The 18747-nt window shown below is 54.2% G+C and carries 15 protein-coding genes; 9 read left to right on the top strand and 6 right to left on the bottom strand.

The features are described from left to right. Positions 1–19: 19 nt before the first annotated feature. Positions 20–988 (bottom strand): thioredoxin-disulfide reductase, encoded by a 969-nt coding sequence (gene trxB, locus FE839_RS08745; RefSeq protein WP_138360445.1) that lies wholly within the window; start codon positions 986–988, stop codon positions 20–22. 531 nt (positions 989–1519) lie between these two features. Here trxB and lrp point away from each other — a divergent pair. From lrp to FE839_RS08785, 8 genes are all read left to right on the top strand, one after another. Next, a complete protein-coding gene (gene lrp, locus FE839_RS08750) occupies positions 1520–2014 on the top strand; it encodes a leucine-responsive transcriptional regulator Lrp (RefSeq protein ID WP_002439523.1) in 495 nt (164 codons plus the stop codon). A gap of 135 nt (positions 2015–2149) precedes the next feature. Further along, positions 2150–6193 carry a DNA translocase FtsK gene (gene ftsK / locus FE839_RS08755; RefSeq protein WP_138360446.1) on the top strand — a complete coding sequence of 1348 codons (4044 nt, stop codon included), beginning with the start codon at positions 2150–2152 and terminating at the stop codon, positions 6191–6193. Between the two features lie 120 nt (positions 6194–6313). Next, positions 6314–6925 (top strand): outer membrane lipoprotein periplasmic chaperone LolA, encoded by a 612-nt coding sequence (gene lolA / locus FE839_RS08760; protein WP_138360447.1) that lies wholly within the window; start codon positions 6314–6316, stop codon positions 6923–6925. Between the two features lie 8 nt (positions 6926–6933). Next, on the top strand, positions 6934–8277 hold the full coding sequence (rarA, locus tag FE839_RS08765) for a replication-associated recombination protein RarA (protein ID WP_138360448.1): 1344 nt from the start codon (positions 6934–6936) through the stop codon (positions 8275–8277). A gap of 90 nt (positions 8278–8367) precedes the next feature. After that, a complete protein-coding gene (serS, locus tag FE839_RS08770) occupies positions 8368–9660 on the top strand; it encodes a serine--tRNA ligase (RefSeq protein ID WP_138360449.1) in 1293 nt (430 codons plus the stop codon). 198 nt (positions 9661–9858) lie between these two features. Then, a complete protein-coding gene (dmsA, locus tag FE839_RS08775; protein WP_138360450.1) occupies positions 9859–12297 on the top strand; it encodes a dimethylsulfoxide reductase subunit A in 2439 nt (812 codons plus the stop codon). A gap of 10 nt (positions 12298–12307) precedes the next feature. Continuing rightward, positions 12308–12925, top strand: coding sequence for a DMSO/selenate family reductase complex B subunit (locus tag FE839_RS08780; protein WP_138360451.1), 618 nt, complete (start codon positions 12308–12310; stop codon positions 12923–12925). 1 nt (position 12926) lies between these two features. Then, positions 12927–13790, top strand: a complete 864-nt coding sequence (locus FE839_RS08785) for a dimethyl sulfoxide reductase anchor subunit family protein (RefSeq protein WP_138360452.1) — start codon at positions 12927–12929, stop codon at positions 13788–13790. Here FE839_RS08785 and FE839_RS08790 read toward each other — a convergent pair. After that, positions 13748–14053 (bottom strand): hypothetical protein, encoded by a 306-nt coding sequence (locus tag FE839_RS08790; protein WP_138360453.1) that lies wholly within the window; start codon positions 14051–14053, stop codon positions 13748–13750. The genes FE839_RS08785 and FE839_RS08790 overlap by 43 nt on opposite strands. A gap of 11 nt (positions 14054–14064) precedes the next feature. On the opposite strand from FE839_RS08790, the gene FE839_RS08795 reads away from it, so the two are divergent. After that, on the top strand, positions 14065–15213 hold the full coding sequence (locus FE839_RS08795) for an MFS transporter (RefSeq protein ID WP_138360454.1): 1149 nt from the start codon (positions 14065–14067) through the stop codon (positions 15211–15213). Between the two features lie 36 nt (positions 15214–15249). On the opposite strand, the gene FE839_RS08800 is transcribed toward FE839_RS08795, so the two are convergent. The 4 genes from FE839_RS08800 to FE839_RS08815 are packed head-to-tail and all read right to left on the bottom strand — an operon-like array spanning position 15250 to position 18731. Next, positions 15250–15690, bottom strand: coding sequence for a PTS sugar transporter subunit IIA (locus tag FE839_RS08800; RefSeq protein ID WP_138360455.1), 441 nt, complete (start codon positions 15688–15690; stop codon positions 15250–15252). 54 nt (positions 15691–15744) lie between these two features. Then, complete coding sequence (locus FE839_RS08805) at positions 15745–16656, bottom strand: transketolase family protein (protein WP_138360456.1); 912 nt, start codon at positions 16654–16656, stop codon at positions 15745–15747. Beyond that, positions 16656–17453, bottom strand: coding sequence for a transketolase (locus FE839_RS08810; protein WP_138360457.1), 798 nt, complete (start codon positions 17451–17453; stop codon positions 16656–16658). Before FE839_RS08810 ends, FE839_RS08805 begins: the two co-directional genes overlap by 1 nt. 12 nt (positions 17454–17465) lie before the next feature. After that, complete coding sequence (locus FE839_RS08815; protein ID WP_138360458.1) at positions 17466–18731, bottom strand: PTS ascorbate transporter subunit IIC; 1266 nt, start codon at positions 18729–18731, stop codon at positions 17466–17468. Between the last annotated feature and the right edge of the window lie 16 nt (positions 18732–18747).

An 18747-nucleotide genomic window follows, 5' to 3' on the forward strand; every position in this document is an offset into this window, starting at 1 on the left:
TGTTACTGACTTGTAAAGATTATTTGCAAGCGTCCGCTAAACCATCCAGATAACGCTCTGCATCCAGCGCAGCCATGCAGCCTGTACCAGCGGAAGTAATGGCCTGACGGTAGATATGATCCATTACGTCGCCCGCAGCAAAGACGCCAGGTATGCTGGTCTGGGTGGCATTGCCGTGGATACCGGACTGAACTTTAATATAGCCGTTCTCCAGCGCCAGTTGACCGGCGAAAATGGCCGTATTCGGGCTGTGGCCGATAGCAACGAACAGTCCCGCGACTTCCAGCGATTCAATGTTGTCAGCATTCTGCGTATCACGCAGGCGTAAACCGCTTACCCCCATCTGGTCGCCGGTGACTTCTTCCAGCGTACGGTTGGTATGCAGCACGATATTGCCGCTTTCCACTTTGTCCATCAGGCGCTTGATAAGGATTTTTTCCGCACGGAAGCTGTCGCGGCGGTGGATCAGGTGCACTTCGGAAGCAATATTAGACAGATACAGCGCTTCTTCCACCGCCGTGTTACCGCCGCCGATCACGGCGACTTTCTGGTTACGGTAGAAGAAACCGTCGCAGGTGGCGCAGGCGGAAACGCCGCGGCCTTTAAATTCGTCTTCCGATGGCAGACCCAGATAGCGAGCGGACGCGCCGGTGGCGATGATCAGAGCATCACAGGTGTATTCACCGCTGTCGCCCACCAGGCGGAAGGGACGGTTTTGCAGATCGACGCTGTTGATATGATCGAAAATAATTTCGGTATCAAACTTGGTGGCATGCTCGTGCATACGCTCCATCAGCAGCGGTCCGGTCAGATCGTTAGGATCGCCTGGCCAGTTTTCCACTTCAGTGGTGGTGGTCAGTTGACCGCCTTTTTCCATCCCGGTAATCAGTACCGGCTGCAGATTTGCGCGCGCGGCATAGACCGCAGCGGTATATCCCGCAGGTCCAGAACCAAGAATAAGCAGTTTACTGTGTTTGGCCGTGCCCATGAGATCCTCATAATTTATTGGCATACATGAGCTGGATTGTAGGGAATTTGTTGTCGTAAAAAAAGAGCGCGGCGGTTTTGTTAACGATATGTGCAATAGAGGCTGCCGATTAATTGGCGATTTAACGAACGGAGAATATAACTAATTCTACTGTTAGCGGGACAATTATAAGAGGAAAACATGAGAATCAATGGGTGAGGATAATGAATATCTGGCATCTTGTACTAAAAAACGATGTTTTGCTTTGACAATCCCCTGTGCTTTTGCGAAAACATTCATGGAAGAAGAAAAGCAGTGTTTGGTGTGCGGCGAATTTTCATGCACGCAAATGCCATTTTTATCCGGGTTAGCGAAATCTACGCATGGTGTGGACAGACGCCATGCGTGATGTCGGTAGCTGCCGTCAGGCAACGGGCTTCTCACGTACCCCTGGATTACCCAATGTCGTACGGGTAATAACAGGATGGACTCTGGCAGTGAAGGCTCAGAGTCGGAACAGGAGTAGGGAAGGAATACAGAGAGACAATAATAATGGTAGATAGCAAGAAGCGCCCTGGCAAAGATCTTGACCGCATTGATCGCAATATTTTGAATGAATTGCAAAAAGACGGGCGTATTTCCAACGTCGAGCTTTCTAAACGGGTGGGACTTTCTCCGACGCCTTGCCTTGAGCGTGTGCGTCGTCTGGAAAGACAGGGTTTTATTCAGGGTTATACAGCGCTGCTTAACCCACATTATCTGGATGCATCACTTCTGGTATTTGTTGAGATTACTCTGAATCGTGGCGCGCCGGATGTGTTTGAGCAATTTAACTCCGCTGTGCAAAAACTTGAGGAAATTCAAGAGTGTCATCTGGTGTCCGGGGATTTCGACTATCTGTTGAAAACTCGCGTACCGGATATGTCCGCGTATCGTAAGCTACTGGGCGAGACCTTGCTGCGCCTGCCGGGCGTAAATGACACCCGTACCTACGTGGTAATGGAAGAAGTCAAGCAAAGTAATCGTCTGGTAATCAAGACGCGCTAACACGGAACAGGTGCAAAATCGACGTAGTTTGATTACACTCCTGTTAATCCATACAGCAACAGTGCCGGGGAGACTCGGCGCTGTTGTCCGTTTTAGCTGAAGGCAGGAAACAGCCTGATACCTGGAGAGCCTTTCTTGAGCCAGGAATATACTGAAGACAAAGAAGTCAAATTTACAAAGCTTAGTAGCGGGCGCCGGCTCCTTGAGGCGTTGCTTATCCTTTGCTCCCTTTTTGCCATCTGGTTGATGGTAGCCTTACTCAGCTTTAATCCATCGGATCCTAGCTGGTCACAAACGGCGTGGCATGAGCCTATTCATAACATCGGCGGTGCGCCGGGCGCCTGGCTTGCCGATACGCTATTTTTTATTTTCGGCGTAATGGCCTACACCATTCCGGTGATTATTATCGGCGGCTGCTGGTTTGCCTGGCGTCATCAGGAAAATGACGAGTACATCGACTATTTTGCCGTTTCTTTGCGGTTGATTGGCGCGCTGGCGCTGATCCTCACTTCCTGCGGGCTGGCGGCTATCAATGCGGATGATATCTGGTATTTTGCCTCCGGCGGGGTGATTGGCAGCCTGCTGAGCACCACGCTGCAACCGCTGCTGCACAGTAGCGGCGGGACAATTGCGCTGCTTTGTCTCTGGGCGGCAGGGCTGACGCTGTTTACCGGCTGGTCCTGGGTTACCATCGCTGAAAAACTCGGCGGGATTATTCTTTCTGTTCTGACTTTTGCCAGCAACCGTACTCGTCGTGATGATACCTGGGTCGATGAAGACGAATACGAAGAGGATGAAGAAGAATATGTAGACGATGCGCCTGCGAAACCGCAAGGTTCACGTCGCGCGCGGATTTTACGCGGTGCTTTAGCGCGCCGTCAGCGGCTGGCAGAGAAGTTTTCCAACCCGATGGGGCGTAAGACTGATGCCGCGTTGTTCTCCGGTAAGCGGATGGATGATGCTGAAGAAGCATTTCAGTATAGCGCTGGCGGTACGCCTGTTGCCGCTGATGACGTGCTTTTTTCCGGTTCCAGCGCCGCGCGTCCGGCGGATGCCGATGATGTTTTATTCTCCGGAACCCGTGCCGCTCGGCCAGGCGATTTTGACCCGTACGATCCGCTGCTCAATGGCCATCGCATTGCCGATCCTGTAGATGCTGCCGCGCAGGATACCGCCGTACCTCAGGCCTGGTCTGAACCGCAGATCGGGCAAGCGTTTCGTTCAGAAGAACCACCTGAACCTGCCTACCCGCCGCAGCATGGGTATCAGCCGGAGCAGGCACTGCAGCAGCCGCCAGTATATCAGGCTGAACCTGCGTATCCGCCGCAGCATGCGTATCAGCCGGAGCAGGCACCACAGCAGCCGCCAGTATATCAGGCTGAACCTGCGTATCAGCCGGAGCAGGCAGCGCAGCAGCCGCCAGAGTATCAGGCTGAACCTGCCTACCCGCCGCAGCATGGGTATCAGCCGGAGCAGGCACTGCAGCAGCCGCCAGTATATCAGGCTGAACCTGCGTATCCGCCGCAGCATGGGTATCAGCCGGAGCAGCCACCGCAGCAGCCGTCAGTTTATCAAACTGAAGATGTGTATCAGCCGCAACAATATGTACAGCAGCCGGAACAGCCCGTTGCCACTTCTCCCGTTGAGCCTGAGGTTCCACAAGAGGAAGTGAAACCCCAGCGTCCGCCCATGTACTATTTCGAAGAAGTGGAAGAGAAACGCGCGCGTGAACGTGAGCAGCTTGCCGCCTGGTATCAACCTGTTCCAGAACCTGTCAGCCCGGTTGAGACAAAACCGATCTCTCCTCCTCCTTCATCGTCGGTTGGTGTCGCTGCTTCAGGCGCGCTGGCCGCTGGCGTTCACCAGGCGACGGAAGCCGTTTCCGCAAATGCTGCCGGGGCTTCCGCTGTATCGGCAACGGCCAGTTCCGCGCCGCTCGTCCGCCCGGCATCCGGCGGCCCTCGTGCGCAGGTAAAAGAGGGGATCGGTCCGAAGCTGCCGCGACCTAACCGCGTTCGCGTGCCGACGCGCCGTGAACTGGCGTCCTATGGTATTAAGCTTCCCTCACAGCGATTAGCTGAAGAACGTGCGCGTAAGGCAGAGCATCAGCATTATAATGATCCGTCTCTGACGGACGAGGAAGCTGCAGAGCTTGAGCAGCACGAACTGGCGCGTCAGTTCGCCGCTTCGCAAAATCAGCGCTATGGTGAACATTATGTGGCGGAAGAAGATAACGCGGATGAAGATTCTGCCGCTGAAGCTGAGCTTGCCCGCCAGTTTGCCGCTTCTCAACAGCAACGCTACGCGAGCGAGCAGCCGCCGGGATCGCATCCGTTCTCTGCCGCGGATTATGAATTTTCGCCAATGAAGGCGTTAGTTGATGATGCGCCGAGTGAGCCCGTCTTTATGCCGATGCCGGAAGTGCAGCAACCTGCTTCACATCACCCGCAGCCGCAGTCGGCGCATCAGCCGATGCCGTATCAGCATGCGGGCCATCAGCCGCAACATGCGCCGCACCACACCGCTCAACACGTACAGCAGCCGTCGGCTTCGTCTCCGCAACAGGCGCCTGTCAGCCAGCCGCAACCGCATACGCCACATGGGCAGGTGCTGTCGCAGCCAGCCGCGCAGCCGCAGGAAAGCCTGATTCATCCGCTATTGATGCGCAATGGCGATAGTCGGCCGTTACAGAAGCCGACGACGCTTCTGCCGTCGCTTGACTTGCTCACGCCGCCGCCAGCTGAAGTCGAACCGATAGATACTTTTGCCCTTGAGCAGATGGCGCGTCTGGTTGAAGCGCGTCTGGCCGATTTCCGTATTAAGGCTGATGTGGTGAACTACTCGCCAGGCCCGGTTATCACCCGCTTTGAGCTTAATCTGGCGCCGGGGGTGAAAGCGGCGCGGATTTCGAATTTGTCGCGAGATTTGGCCCGCTCTCTGTCCACCGCAGCGGTTCGCGTGGTGGAGGTTATTCCGGGCAAACCTTACGTCGGTCTGGAACTGCCTAACAAAAAGCGTCAGACCGTTTATCTGCGAGAAGTGCTGGATAACGTGAAATTTCGCGATAATCCGTCACCGCTTACCGTTGTTCTTGGCAAAGATATTGCGGGTGAACCGGTTACCGCCGATTTGGCGAAGATGCCGCATCTGTTGGTGGCGGGTACTACCGGTTCCGGTAAATCCGTTGGGGTCAACGCCATGATCCTCAGCATGCTCTACAAAGCGCAGCCGGAAGATGTGAAATTCATTATGATCGACCCGAAAATGCTCGAGCTGTCGGTCTATGAGGGGATTCCGCATCTGTTAACGGAAGTCGTTACCGATATGAAAGATGCCGCCAATGCGTTGCGCTGGAGCGTTAACGAGATGGAGCGCCGCTATAAACTGATGTCTGCGCTGGGCGTGCGTAATCTCGCGGGTTACAACGAGAAGATTGCGGAAGCTGCGCGCATGGGGCGGCCAATTCCGGATCCATACTGGAAGCCTGGCGACAGCATGGATGCGACGCATCCGGTACTGAAAAAAGAGCCTTACATCGTGGTTCTGGTCGACGAATTCGCCGATCTGATGATGACCGTCGGTAAGAAAGTGGAAGAGCTGATTGCGCGTCTGGCCCAGAAAGCGCGCGCTGCGGGGATCCACCTGGTGCTGGCAACTCAGCGACCATCAGTGGATGTTATTACCGGCCTTATCAAAGCGAATATCCCGACGCGTATCGCCTTTACCGTATCAAGCAAAATTGACTCGCGTACCATTCTTGATCAGGGCGGCGCCGAGTCGCTGCTGGGGATGGGGGATATGCTCTATTCCGCGCCTAACTCGACGATCCCGGTGCGCGTACATGGCGCCTTTGTGCGCGATGAAGAGGTTCATGCCGTGGTCCAGGACTGGAAAGCGCGCGGGCGGCCGCAATATGTTGCTGGCATCACCTCCGATAGCGAGGGCGAAGGCGGCAGCGGTGGCTACGATGGCGGCGAAGAGCTTGATCCCCTCTTTGATCAGGCGGTCAACTTTGTGACGGAAAAACGTAAAGCTTCCATTTCCGGAGTGCAACGTCAGTTCCGTATTGGCTATAACCGTGCCGCGCGTATCATTGAACAAATGGAAGCTCAGGGTATTGTCAGCGAACAAGGTCACAATGGTAACCGCGAAGTGCTGGCACCGCCTCCCTTCGAGTAACGGCAAGTTGGGTAAATAAGTGAAAATCAGCCTGTTCTGCTGTTCCACCGTGTTTAGCGGTCCTACATTTAGGGCAGAGCAGGCTCCCGCGTCGGGAGTGACGCACATTAAGGAATGACAATGAAAAAACTCGCAATCACCTGCGCTTTACTGTCCGGTTTTGTTGTAAGTCAGGTATGGGCGGATGCCGCCAGCGATTTAAAAAGCCGCCTTGATAAAGTGAGCAGCTTCCACTCCAGCTTTACGCAGAAAGTGACCGACGGTAGCGGTAATATTGTGCAGGACGGGCAGGGAGACCTGTGGGTTAAGCGTCCGAATCTGTTCAACTGGCATATGACCCAGCCGGATGAAAGCGTGCTGGTTTCCGACGGTAAAACGCTGTGGTTTTACAACCCGTTTGTTGAACAGGTCACGGCCACCTGGCTGAAAGATGCGACCAGCAACACGCCGTTTATGCTGATTGCTCGTAACCAGGCCAGCGACTGGCAGAATTACAACATTAAACAGAGTGGCGATAATTTCGTTCTGACGCCGAAAAGCGGCAGCGGTAACCTGAAGCAGTTCACCATCAATGTGGGTCGTGATGGCACGATTCATCAGTTCACCGCCGTGGAGCAGGATGATCAACGCAGCAGCTATCAACTGAAATCGCAACAAAATGGCGCCGTCGATGCATCTAAGTTCACCTTTACGCCGCCGAAAGGGGTGACAGTGGACGATCAACGTAAGTAGAGGCGAACGTGAGCAATCTGTCGCTCGATTTTTCCGACAACGCGTTTCAACCACTGGCCGCCCGCATGCGGCCAGAAAATTTAGTGCAGTACATTGGCCAGCAGCATCTGCTGGCGCCGGGCAAGCCTCTGCCGAGAGCGATTGAAGCCGGACATCTGCACTCTATGATCCTGTGGGGCCCGCCGGGGACCGGGAAAACCACGCTGGCCGAGGTGATTGCGCGCTATGCCAGCGCCGATGTCGAACGTATCTCTGCGGTCACTTCAGGCGTGAAAGAGATTCGTGAGGCGATTGAGCGCGCGCGGCAGAACCGTAACGCGGGTCGTCGTACAATTCTGTTTGTCGACGAAGTTCACCGTTTCAATAAAAGTCAGCAGGACGCTTTTCTGCCGCATATTGAAGATGGGACGATTACTTTTATCGGCGCGACGACGGAAAATCCCTCTTTTGAACTCAATTCCGCGCTGCTTTCACGTGCTCGCGTCTATCTGCTGAAGTCGCTGACCAGCGAGGATATTGAGCAGGTGCTTAACCAGGCGATGAGCGACAAAACTCGCGGCTACGGCGGGCAAAGCATTGTGCTGCCAGACGAGACGCGCAAAGCGATCGCCGATCTGGTAAACGGCGATGCGCGCCGGGCGCTTAATACGCTGGAAATGATGGCCGATATGGCCGAAAACGATGCCTCCGGTAACCGCGTGTTGAACGTTGAACTGTTGACTGAAATTGCCGGTGAGCGCAGCGCGCGTTTCGACAACAAAGGCGATCGTTTCTACGATTTAATCTCCGCGCTGCATAAATCGGTTCGCGGGAGCGCGCCGGACGCCGCGCTCTACTGGTATGCGCGGATAATTACCGCCGGGGGCGATCCGCTGTATGTAGCGCGACGCTGCCTGGCAATAGCCTCGGAAGATGTCGGTAATGCCGATCCCCGAGCCATGCAGGTCGCTATCGCCGCCTGGGATTGCTTTACCCGCGTGGGACCGGCGGAAGGCGAACGCGCGATTGCACAGGCCATTGTTTATCTCGCCTGCGCGCCAAAAAGCAACGCGGTCTATACCGCGTTTAAAGCCGCGATGGCCGATGCCCGCGAGCGCCCGGACTACGATGTTCCGGTACATTTGCGCAATGCGCCGACCAGGCTGATGAAAGAGATGGGCTACGGGCAGGCGTACCGTTATGCTCATGATGAGCCCAACGCTTACGCCGCCGGAGAGCAGTATTTCCCGCAGGAAATGGCGCAAACGCGCTATTATCAGCCGACAAACCGGGGGCTGGAGGGGAAAATAGGCGAAAAGCTCGCCTGGTTGGCCGAACAGGATCAAAATAGCCCGATAAAACGCTACCGCTAATTGAGGCGTTGCGGTAAGGTTGTCACACTATTTCCGTGGTCGCGCTCTGCGGCCATTTTTCTTTATTAATTCGATAAGCACAGGATAAGCATGCTCGATCCCAATCTGCTGCGTACCGAGCCAGACGCAGTCGCAGAAAAACTGGCACGCCGGGGCTTTAAGCTGGATGTAGATAAACTTCGCGCTCTGGAAGAGCGTCGTAAAGTTCTGCAGGTTCAAACTGAAAATCTGCAGGCGGAGCGCAACTCCCGATCGAAATCCATTGGCCAGGCGAAAGCGCGCGGGGAAGACATCGAGCCATTACGCCTGGAAGTGAATAAACTTGGCGAGCAACTGGATGCCGCGAAGCGCGAGCTGGATACGCTGCTGGCGGAAATTCGCGATATTGCGCTGACTATTCCCAATATTCCATATGACGACGTTCCTGTTGGTCGCGATGAAAACGATAACGTTGAAGTCAGCCGCTGGGGTACGCCGCGGGAGTTTGATTTTGACGTGCGCGATCACGTGACGCTGGGGGAAATGCACGGCGGGCTGGATTTCGCCGCCGCTGTGAAGCTGACGGGGTCTCGCTTTGTGGTCATGAAAGGCCAACTGGCACGCCTGCATCGCGCGCTGGCGCAGTTTATGCTGGATCTGCACACGGAACAGCATGGTTACAGCGAAAACTATGTCCCGTATCTGGTTAACCAGGACACGCTGTACGGTACTGGTCAACTGCCGAAATTCGCAGGCGACCTGTTCCATACCCGTCCGCTGGAAGAAGAAGCGGACAGCAGCAACTACGCGCTGATCCCGACGGCGGAAGTTCCGCTGACTAACCTGGTTCGCGATGAGATCATCGACGAAGACGATCTGCCAATCAAAATGACCGCCCATACGCCGTGCTTCCGTTCTGAAGCGGGATCTTATGGCCGTGATACGCGTGGCTTGATCCGTATGCATCAGTTCGACAAAGTTGAAATGGTGCAGATCGTGCGCCCGGAAGATTCCATGGCGGCGCTGGAAGAGATGACCGGTCATGCGGAGAAAGTTCTGCAACTGCTGGGCCTGCCGTATCGTAAAGTGGCGCTGTGTACTGGCGATATGGGCTTTAGCGCATGCAAGACCTACGATCTGGAAGTGTGGGTACCGGCGCAGAACACCTATCGCGAGATCTCTTCCTGCTCCAACGTCTGGGATTTCCAGGCGCGCCGGATGCAGGCGCGTTGCCGCAGCAAATCAGACAAGAAAACGCGTCTGGTGCACACGCTCAACGGGTCTGGCCTTGCGGTCGGGCGTACGCTGGTTGCGCTGATGGAGAACTACCAGCAGGCCGATGGCCGCATTGAGATCCCTGAAATCCTGCGTCCGTATATGCGTGGCCTTGAATTTATCGGCTAATTTTTCGACTCTCTTCTCAAAAGCGCCTCCGGGCGCTTTTTTTTATCCCCTTCTTGATATCAGGCAATAATCAACGTAGTGAATACGCAGATACTCCCTTTGGATTAACCAGCATAAATAACCAATAAAGTCTGATTTCGTTATATATAAAACTATATAACGATTTTAAGTTAATTGTGAGCAATAAAGTGAGTATCTATGAAAACCAAAACCCCCGATGCTTTACTGGCTACCGAGGTGAGTCGGCGTGGTTTGATGAAAACCACGGCGATTGGCGGACTGGCGATGGCCAGCAGCGCATTTACCTTACCCTTCACACGTATTGCCCATGCTGCAGAGAACCCAAATTCCGCTAGCGAAAAGATTATCTGGAGTGCCTGTACGGTTAACTGTGGTAGCCGTTGTCCGCTGCGTATGCATGTGGTTGATGGTGAGATTAAATATGTAGAAACCGATAATACCGGTGACGATAACTATGACGGTATGCATCAGGTTCGCGCCTGTCTGCGTGGGCGCTCAATGCGTCGGCGCGTCTATAATCCAGATCGCCTGAAATATCCGATGAAGCGCGTTGGCAAGCGCGGTGAGGGTAAGTTTGAGCGTATTAGCTGGGAAGAGGCATTTGATACTATCGCCAGTAATATGCAGCGTCTGATCAAAGACTACGGTAACGAATCCATCTACCTGAATTATGGTACCGGCACTCTCGGCGGTACGCTCACGCGCTCCTGGCCACCAGGAAAAACCCTGATTGCCCGCCTGATGAACTGCTGTGGTGGTTATCTCAATCATTACGGCGACTATTCCACCGCGCAAATCGCCGCAGGGCTGAACTATACCTATGGCGGTTGGGCTGATGGTAATAGCCCGTCGGACATCGAAAACAGCAAGCTGGTGGTGCTGTTTGGCAACAACCCCGGGGAAACCCGAATGAGCGGTGGCGGGGTGACCTACTACCTGGAACAGGCGCGGCAAAAATCCAATGCCAGAATGATTATTATCGATCCGCGCTATACGGACACCGGGGCCGGACGGGAAGACGAATGGATCCCGATTCGTCCGGGGACGGATGCGGCGCTGGTCTCCGCGCTGGCGTGGGTAATGATTAATGAGAACCTTGTTGACCAGCCTTTCCTGGATAAATATTGCGTAGGCTATGATGAGAAAACGCTGCCGCAAGGTGCGCCAGCCAACGGCCACTATAAAGCTTATATCCTTGGTCAGGGTAAAGATGGTATCGCAAAGACACCGGAATGGGCATCGGTGATTACCGGAATTCCGCAGGCGCGTATTGTGCAACTGGCGCGTGAGATCGCCAGCGCTAAGCCTGCCTTTATTTCCCAGGGCTGGGGGCCGCAGCGCCATTCCAACGGTGAACTGGTTTCCCGCGCCATTTCAATGCTGGCGATTTTAACCGGCAACGTTGGCGTCAACGGCGGGAACACCGGCGCGCGCGAAGGTTCTTACGATCTACCGTTTGAGCGTATGCCGACGCTGGATAATCCGGTTGCAACCAGTATCTCAATGTTTATGTGGACCGATGCGATTGAGCGCGGGACGGAAATGACCGCGCTGCGCGACGGCGTGCGGGGCAAAGATAAGCTCGACGTACCCATCAAAATGGTCTGGAACTATGCCGGTAACTGCCTGATTAACCAGCACTCAGAAATCAACCGTACCCATGACATCCTGCAGGACGATAAGAAGTGCGAGATGATCGTGGTCATTGATTGTCATATGACCGCGTCGGCGAAATATGCCGATATTCTGCTGCCGGATTGTACGGCCTCCGAGCAGATGGATTTTGCGCTGGATGCCTCCTGCGGCAATATGTCTTACGTGATTTTTGCCGACCAGGCCATTAAGCCCCGTTTTGAGTGCAAAACCATTTATGAGATGACAACGGCGCTAGCGAAACGTATGGGCGTTGAGCAACGGTTCACCGAAGGGCGTACCCAGGAAGAGTGGCTGCGCCACCTTTATGAGCAGTCACGTAAAGCGATTCCCGGACTATTGCCGTTTGATGAATTCCGCAAACAGGGCATGTTCAAACAGCGTGATCCGCAGGGGCATCATGTCGCCTACAAGGCTTTCCGCGAAGATCCAGCAGCCAATCCGTTAACCACGCCATCAGGGAAAATTGAAATTTACTCTGCGCAACTGGCGGAAATCGCGGCAACCTGGGAGCTAAAAGCCGGGGATGTGATCGATCCGCTGCCGATTTACAGTCCTGGATTTGAAAACTACAACGATCCGCTGGCTAAAAAATATCCGCTTCAGCTAACCGGGTTTCACTATAAGGCTCGCACGCACTCGACCTACGGCAACGTTGAGGTGCTGAAGGCTGCCTGCCGCCAGGAGATGTGGATTAACCCGCTTGATGCAAATACGCGTGGCATCGCGAATGGCGATCGGATTCGTATCTTTAACGATCGCGGTGAAGTGCATATCGAAGCCAAAGTGACACCGCGAATGATGCCTGGCGTTGTCGCTCTGGGGGAAGGGGCCTGGTATAACCCGAACGCAGGTCGCGTGGATCAGGCGGGCTGCATTAACGTGCTGACCACTCAACGCCCGTCACCGCTGGCGAAAGGCAATCCATCGCATACCAATCTCGTCCAGGTTGAAAAGCTGTAAGGAGTGACCGATGACAACACAATATGGATTTTTTATTGATTCCGCCCGTTGCACCGGTTGTAAAACCTGCGAACTGGCTTGTAAAGACTACAAAAACCTGACGCCGGAGGTGAGCTTCCGCCGTATCTATGAATACGCTGGCGGCGACTGGCAGGAGGATAATGGCGTCTGGCGGCAAAACGTGTTTGCCTACTACCTCTCTATCGCCTGTAACCATTGTGAAGATCCGGCCTGCGTTAAGGTCTGTCCAAGTGGCGCGATGCATAAGCGCGAAGATGGCTTTGTTGTCGTAAATGAAGATGTTTGTATCGGTTGTCGCTATTGCCATATGGCTTGCCCGTACGGCGCCCCGCAATACAATGCGACGAAAGGGCATATGACCAAGTGTGATGGCTGCTATGAACGCGTAGCCGACGGCAAAAAACCGATTTGTGTGGAATCTTGTCCGTTACGCGCGCTTGATTTCGGTCCTGTTGAAGCGTTGCGTAAAAAATACGGTCAGCTGGCAGCCGTTGCGCCGCTGCCATCCGCGCACTTCACGAAACCGAGTATTGTGATTAAACCCAACGCCAACAGTCGCCCGTGTGGAGATACCACCGGCTATCTGGCCAACCCGAAGGAGGTGTGAGATGGGCAGTGGATGGCATGAATGGCCTTTAATGATTTTCACGGTCTTTGGTCAATGCGTGGTGGGCGGATTTATTGTACTGGCCCTGGCGTTAATCAAAGGGGATTTATCGGGCGAACAGCAGCAGCGTGTTGTAGGGAGCATGTTCGGCCTGTGGGTGCTGATGGGCGTGGGCTTTATTGCCTCGACCTTGCATCTGGGGTCGCCGATGCGGGCGTTCAACTCGTTAAACCGCATTGGCGCCTCGTCGCTTAGCAATGAAATCGCTGTCGGGGCGCTGTTCTTTGCGATTGGCGGTATTGGCTGGCTGCTGGCGGTGGTCAATAAGCTGCCGTCAGGCGTGCGTAATCTCTGGCTGCTCCTGACGATGGTGCTGGGGGTTATCTTCGTCTGGATGATGGTGCGCGTTTATAACACCATCGATACGGTGCCTACCTGGTACACGGTATGGACGCCGTTTAGCTTTTTCCTGACGATGTTTATTGGTGGTCCGTTGTTGGGATACCTGCTGCTGCGTTTTGCGGGGGTTGACGGTTGGGCGATGCGTCTGTTGCCCGCCATTTCGCTGCTGGCGTTGGTGGCGAGCGTCATCGTGGTGCTGATGCAGGGCAGCGAGCTGGCGACAATCCATAGTTCCATTCAGCAGGCTTCAGCGCTGGTGCCGGATTACGGCTCGCTGATGGCCTGGCGCGTTGTTGCGCTGGTGCTGGCGCTGGTATGCTGGATCGCCCCGCAGCTTAAGGGCGATCGGCCGGCATTACCGCTGCTGGGCCTGGCATTTGTCCTGGTTCTGGTCGGTGAAATGATTGGCCGCGGCGTCTTCTATGGCCTGCATATGACAGTCGGAATGGCAATCGCCAGCTGATCGCTATTTATCGCGCCAGAAAAGTGTATTCTGGCGCGATAAAAAATGCGGTTGATTGATGAAATATTTCTACTGATATTGCCACCTTCTTTTTTCAATAAATTAATAAAAACAATGGAATAATATAAATAACCATTCAGTTGCTCATTCGCTGGATAAAAAACTTCAATCGTGTGCCCGTAAACCGCATCACACCTGATTTTTGCCGGATTGACAATGTTTGCAGCAGTGGCATGATGCGCACGCAATCTGAACTCCATCACGGTTTATATCCATGTCCATCTACACCCGGCCAGTGCAAATGTTGCTCTGTGGCCTCCTTTTGTTGACCCTGGCGATAGCGGTTTTAAATACGCTCGTCCCGCTTTGGCTTGCCCATGAAAATATGCCGACCTGGCAGGTCGGGATGGTAGGGTCTTCTTATTTTACTGGTAATCTGACGGGAACCTTGCTGGCCGGATGGGTAATTAAGCATCTGGGTTTTAACCGTAGTTATTATCTGGCATCGATTATTTTTGCTGTCGGCTGTGTCGGCCTTGGTATCACTATTGGTTTCTGGAGCTGGTTTAGCTGGCGTTTTGTCGCAGGGGTAGGCTGCGCGATGATTTGGGTGGTGGTTGAGAGCGCGCTGGTCTGTAGCGGCACTTCGCGGAGCCGTGGTCGTCTGCTGGCGGCATATATGATGATTTATTATGTCGGCACCGTGCTGGGCCAGCTAATGGTAAGCAAGTTGCCGACGAATTTGATGAGCGTTCTGCCGTGGGTGACGGCGCTGACCCTGGCGGGTATTCTACCGTTACTGTTTGCTCGTCTGGTTAACGAGAGCGATGAGACGCAGAAAGCTGTCCGTATCTGGCCGATGTTAAGGCTACGCCAGGCTCGCCACGGCGTGAATGGCTGTATTATTTCCGGCATTGTCCTCGGCTCTCTGTACGGGCTGATGCCGCTGTGGCTGAACCATCAGGGCGTTAGCGATTCCGGCATTGGTTTCTGGATGGCGGTGATGGTCAGTGCGGGTATTGTTGGGCAGTGGCCGATTGGTCGGCTGGCCGATCGCTACGGGCGTCTGCTGGTTCTTCGGGTCCAGGTGTTTGTGGTGATTTTGGGATGCCTTGCGATGTTGAGCCCGACTTCAATGGCACCGGCGCTGTTTGTGCTTGGCGCCTCCGGGTTCACGCTTTACCCGGTCGCGATGGCCTGGGCCTGTGAAAAAGTAGAGCGTCACCAGCTGGTGGCGATGAATCAGGCGCTGTTAATGAGCTATACCGTGGGCAGTCTGCTTGGGCCGACGTTGACCGCCATGCTGATGCAGAATTTCTCTGATAATTTGTTGTTTATCATGATCGCCAGCGTGTCATTCATTTATCTGCTGACGCTGCTGCGCAAAGCAGGGCACCATCCTGGGCCGGTGGCTCACGCCTGATTTTGTAATAGAATAGCGGGAGGACTTGTCCTTCCGCTATAGCTGAGAAGCTATAAGCTCGGCAAACTGGGTTTTATTTTTCACCGTCGTGAATCGTTGTAGCCTGTCTCCCTCATCCAGCCAGCAGACTAAGCGCTGGATTGTCTGAATATGTTGTTCACTGTTTGCTGCTGCCAGCACAACGATCAGCCGAATATCCGGATGCCCGGGAAACTCAACGTATTCACGACAGCAAAGTAGTGAAAGCACGCTGTTTTTGCTCAATACCCCATTCTCCGGCCGCGCGTGCGGTAGCGCAAACATCGGGCTCAGTATGTACCAGGGGCCGTCCTGTTCCGTGGCATGGATGATGGCCTGAACATATTCTGTTGTGATTTTCTTTTGCTGTTCCAGAGGGCGGCAGGCGAGCTGAATGGCACTGCGCCAGTTCAGACGGTGACGGGTGAACTGGCAGGCGGAAAATAATGTCTTTTCCATAAAAACTCCCTTTACTCGGGAGCCGGCCGTCAAAGCGACCGGCTCGCGCAGCGGTTAGTGAAGGGCGTTGTATAGCGCGTCGCCCGATATGCCATATTTCGTTTTTAGTTGTCTGCTGTTACCTGATTCAGTAAACGTATCCTGTGTCCCCAGGCGCGTCAGACGGGCAGGATGAGCCGTTTGCGCCAGGGTTTCGGCGATCAATCCGCCAAGGCCGCCGTTAATGGTATGATTTTCCAGCGTAGCGATAAGTGGGCACTCTTCGACCAGCCGATAAAACTCTTGCTGATTAAAGGGTTTGAGCTTAGCAACATGGATAAGTTTGCCTTTTTTACCGCTGGCGATCAGCTTTTCATAGCCATCGGTTGCCTGTTCCAGCACCGTTCCTTCAAACAGAATCGCAAAATCATTGCCGCTGTCTGCGATGGCGGCAATATCGCTGACCTGCGGAATGATACTTTTATCGCGAACCGGCATCGGCTCCCGGGCGACGCGGATGTATACCGGCCCCTTTATTTTCGTAGCCTGCTCGAAGGCACCGGCAATCTCTTCTGCATCTGCTGGCGTCAGGATCGTTAACCCAGGTAGTACGCGGGTCAGGGCTAAATCTTCCAGAGCATGATGGGAGGCGCCGTCCGGGCCATCATCCATACCCGGGTGACTGCCAACAAGCTTAATGTTGGCTTTGGCGTAGCAGGCCTGCCTTAACTGGGTCCAGGCGGTGCCGGTTACGAACATCGCAAAGTTAACATAGAAGGGGATAAAACCCTCCAGCGCCTGACCGACAGCGAAGCTCATGGCGGAACCTTCCGCAATGCCCATTTCGAAAAAGGCTTCCGGATAGATGGCCTGAAACTGGTCAGTGCGGGTTGAGCTGGCCAGGTCGCTGTCAATCACCACGACGGGATAGCCTTTTTCTTTCAGGGCAATCAGGGCATTACCGATCTCATCACGGGGTGCTTTCATCACTGTAACTCCTCCATGGCCTGTTGATATTGTTCTTTACTCGGGGTTTTTGAGTGCCAGTCGCCGTTGTTTTCCATATAGCTGATGCCAGCGCCTTTCGTGGTGTGCGCGACAATGGCAACAGGCTTACCTTTCAGGTGCCGGGACAACATCAGGGTATCGGCGACCTGATGCATATCGTTGCCGTTGTGAAGTTCAAGCACATGCCAGCCAAAGCTGCGAATTTTATCCGCCAGTGGTTCGAGATTAACCACGGCATTAACCGGATCATGGGAAGAGAAGCCGTTGTAATCGATAATGGCGACCAGATTATCCATTTTCATATGTCCGGCTTGCTGTAAGGTTTCCCAGATTTGCCCTTCATGCATTTCACCGTCGCCAATAATGGCAAATACCCGATGGGGATCGTCACGCCGCTTTTTGGCGGCCGCCATGCCGAATGCAATGGATAGTCCCTGGCCCAGCAAACCGGTGGTGGCATCGACTTCCGGCAGGGATTTAATGCTGGGGTGCCCTTGCAGGCGTGAGTTGATTTGGCGGAACGTATTAAATTCGCTGCGATCGATCCTGCCTTTTTGATACAGCATGGCGTACTGCGCGGCGACGGCGTGGCCTTTACTCATTACCACGCGTGAGCGAGGGGAGGTGCTCAGATCAACCTCCTGGTAGTAGAGCCAGGTAAGGATGTCGATTATTGACAACGCTCCGCCCGGATGGCCAATCCCGGATTCATAGATCATAGTGACTATCTCGCGCCGGGCGGCAAGCGCGTGGGACTTCAGTTCATCAATGTTCATGTTCTTTCCTTCTTATGGCAGCATTTTACCGATGTAGTACACGACCAGGCCCAGAGCGACGAAGTCGGTTTCCGGGAAGCTGGTGCCTGACAGACCGACGGACTCCATAATTGGGTAAATCAGCGCGGGGCCGATGCCGATCAGGATCCCGGTGATGAAGCTCCCGGCAATTGCGCCTTTCCAGCCGCCAGAGGCGTTACCAAAAATCGCAGCGGTCGCGCCGATAAAGAAGTAGGGGATCGCCACCGGGATAATGACGGTTTGTCCGAGAATCGCCAGAAAGCCCATAACGACCAGTCCGCCGACAAATGACGAGATAAATCCCAGTACCGTGGCAGTAGGGGCGTAGGGGAAGACTACCGGGCAGTCGAGGGCGGGTTTGGCGTTGGGAATAAATTTTTCCGAAATGCCGAGGAAGGCCGGAACAATTTCGGACAGCAGCAGTCTCACGCCGGTAATAATGATGTACAGCGACGCGGTGAAGGTCAGCGACTGGAAGAGGGGGTAAACCAGCCAGTGCATGCCTCCTGCCGCTGCGGTAACCGCCGCTTTTCCGGCTGCAAACGCGGCAATGTAGTAGAAAATACTGACCGAGATCGATACCGAGACGATGTAATCTTTAAAGATCCCCAGCCAGCCGGGAAGGTTCAGTTTTTCGGTGGATTGCTTAGGATCGCCAACTTTTGACCCAATCCAGCCTGATGCGGCATAGGCCAGCGTGACGTAGTGTCCCATCGCAATCTCGTCGTTGCCGGTAATTTTGCGCATCCATGGTTGCGCAATTGCCGGATAAAGGCAGGCAGCGAGACCCAGCAAAACCGAGCCGACAATGATGGTGGTCATATCGCTATAGCCCAGCGCCTTCAGCGTGACGGTAAGTAGGGCAGAGAGATAAAGGTTATGTTGCCCGGTAAGAAAAATGTATTTAAAGGGGGTGACGCGGGCAAAGAACAGATTCCAGCCAAAGCCGATCACCATAATCAGCGAGACACACATTGCGAATTTGGTTTGTGCCAGTCCGGTTAACGCCTCCGCCAGTGGCATCACGCCCTTCAGGCCAAATCCATCGCTGAATAACGTTTGGAAATTACCCAGAGAGGTCACCGCCAGACCTGCGCCTCCGGCAAAAACCAGGAAGCCGACAATGGTTTTGAAGGTGCCAGAAAGGACTTTTTCAATCGGCTTACGTTGAATTAACAGGCCGATTAATGCAATAAAGCCAACTAAAAGTGGGGTTACACCCAGAATGTCGAATACAATAAATCTGAGGAAATCCATATTGCCTCCGGGAGAG

Origin of the sequence: Klebsiella indica, from assembly GCF_005860775.1 — a bacterium.
Lineage (GTDB): Bacteria > Pseudomonadota > Gammaproteobacteria > Enterobacterales > Enterobacteriaceae > Klebsiella > Klebsiella indica.

Excerpts from the sequence above, each read along its gene's own strand:
- FE839_RS08800 (WP_138360455.1), bottom strand. The coding sequence starts at position 15,690 with ATGGAAAAGACATTATTTTCCGCCTGCCAGTTCACCCGTCACCGTCTG.
- FE839_RS08780 (WP_138360451.1), top strand. The coding sequence starts at position 12,308 with ATGACAACACAATATGGATTTTTTATTGATTCCGCCCGTTGCACCGGT.
- FE839_RS08785 (WP_138360452.1), top strand. The coding sequence starts at position 12,927 with ATGGGCAGTGGATGGCATGAATGGCCTTTAATGATTTTCACGGTCTTT.
- trxB (WP_138360445.1), bottom strand. The coding sequence starts at position 988 with ATGGGCACGGCCAAACACAGTAAACTGCTTATTCTTGGTTCTGGACCT.
- FE839_RS08810 (WP_138360457.1), bottom strand. The coding sequence starts at position 17,453 with ATGAACATTGATGAACTGAAGTCCCACGCGCTTGCCGCCCGGCGCGAG.
- lrp (WP_002439523.1), top strand. The coding sequence starts at position 1,520 with ATGGTAGATAGCAAGAAGCGCCCTGGCAAAGATCTTGACCGCATTGAT.
- FE839_RS08795 (WP_138360454.1), top strand. The coding sequence starts at position 14,065 with ATGTCCATCTACACCCGGCCAGTGCAAATGTTGCTCTGTGGCCTCCTT.
- FE839_RS08815 (WP_138360458.1), bottom strand. The coding sequence starts at position 18,731 with ATGGATTTCCTCAGATTTATTGTATTCGACATTCTGGGTGTAACCCCA.
- serS (WP_138360449.1), top strand. The coding sequence starts at position 8,368 with ATGCTCGATCCCAATCTGCTGCGTACCGAGCCAGACGCAGTCGCAGAA.
- FE839_RS08805 (WP_138360456.1), bottom strand. The coding sequence starts at position 16,656 with ATGAAAGCACCCCGTGATGAGATCGGTAATGCCCTGATTGCCCTGAAA.
- lolA (WP_138360447.1), top strand. The coding sequence starts at position 6,314 with ATGAAAAAACTCGCAATCACCTGCGCTTTACTGTCCGGTTTTGTTGTA.
- dmsA (WP_138360450.1), top strand. The coding sequence starts at position 9,859 with ATGAAAACCAAAACCCCCGATGCTTTACTGGCTACCGAGGTGAGTCGG.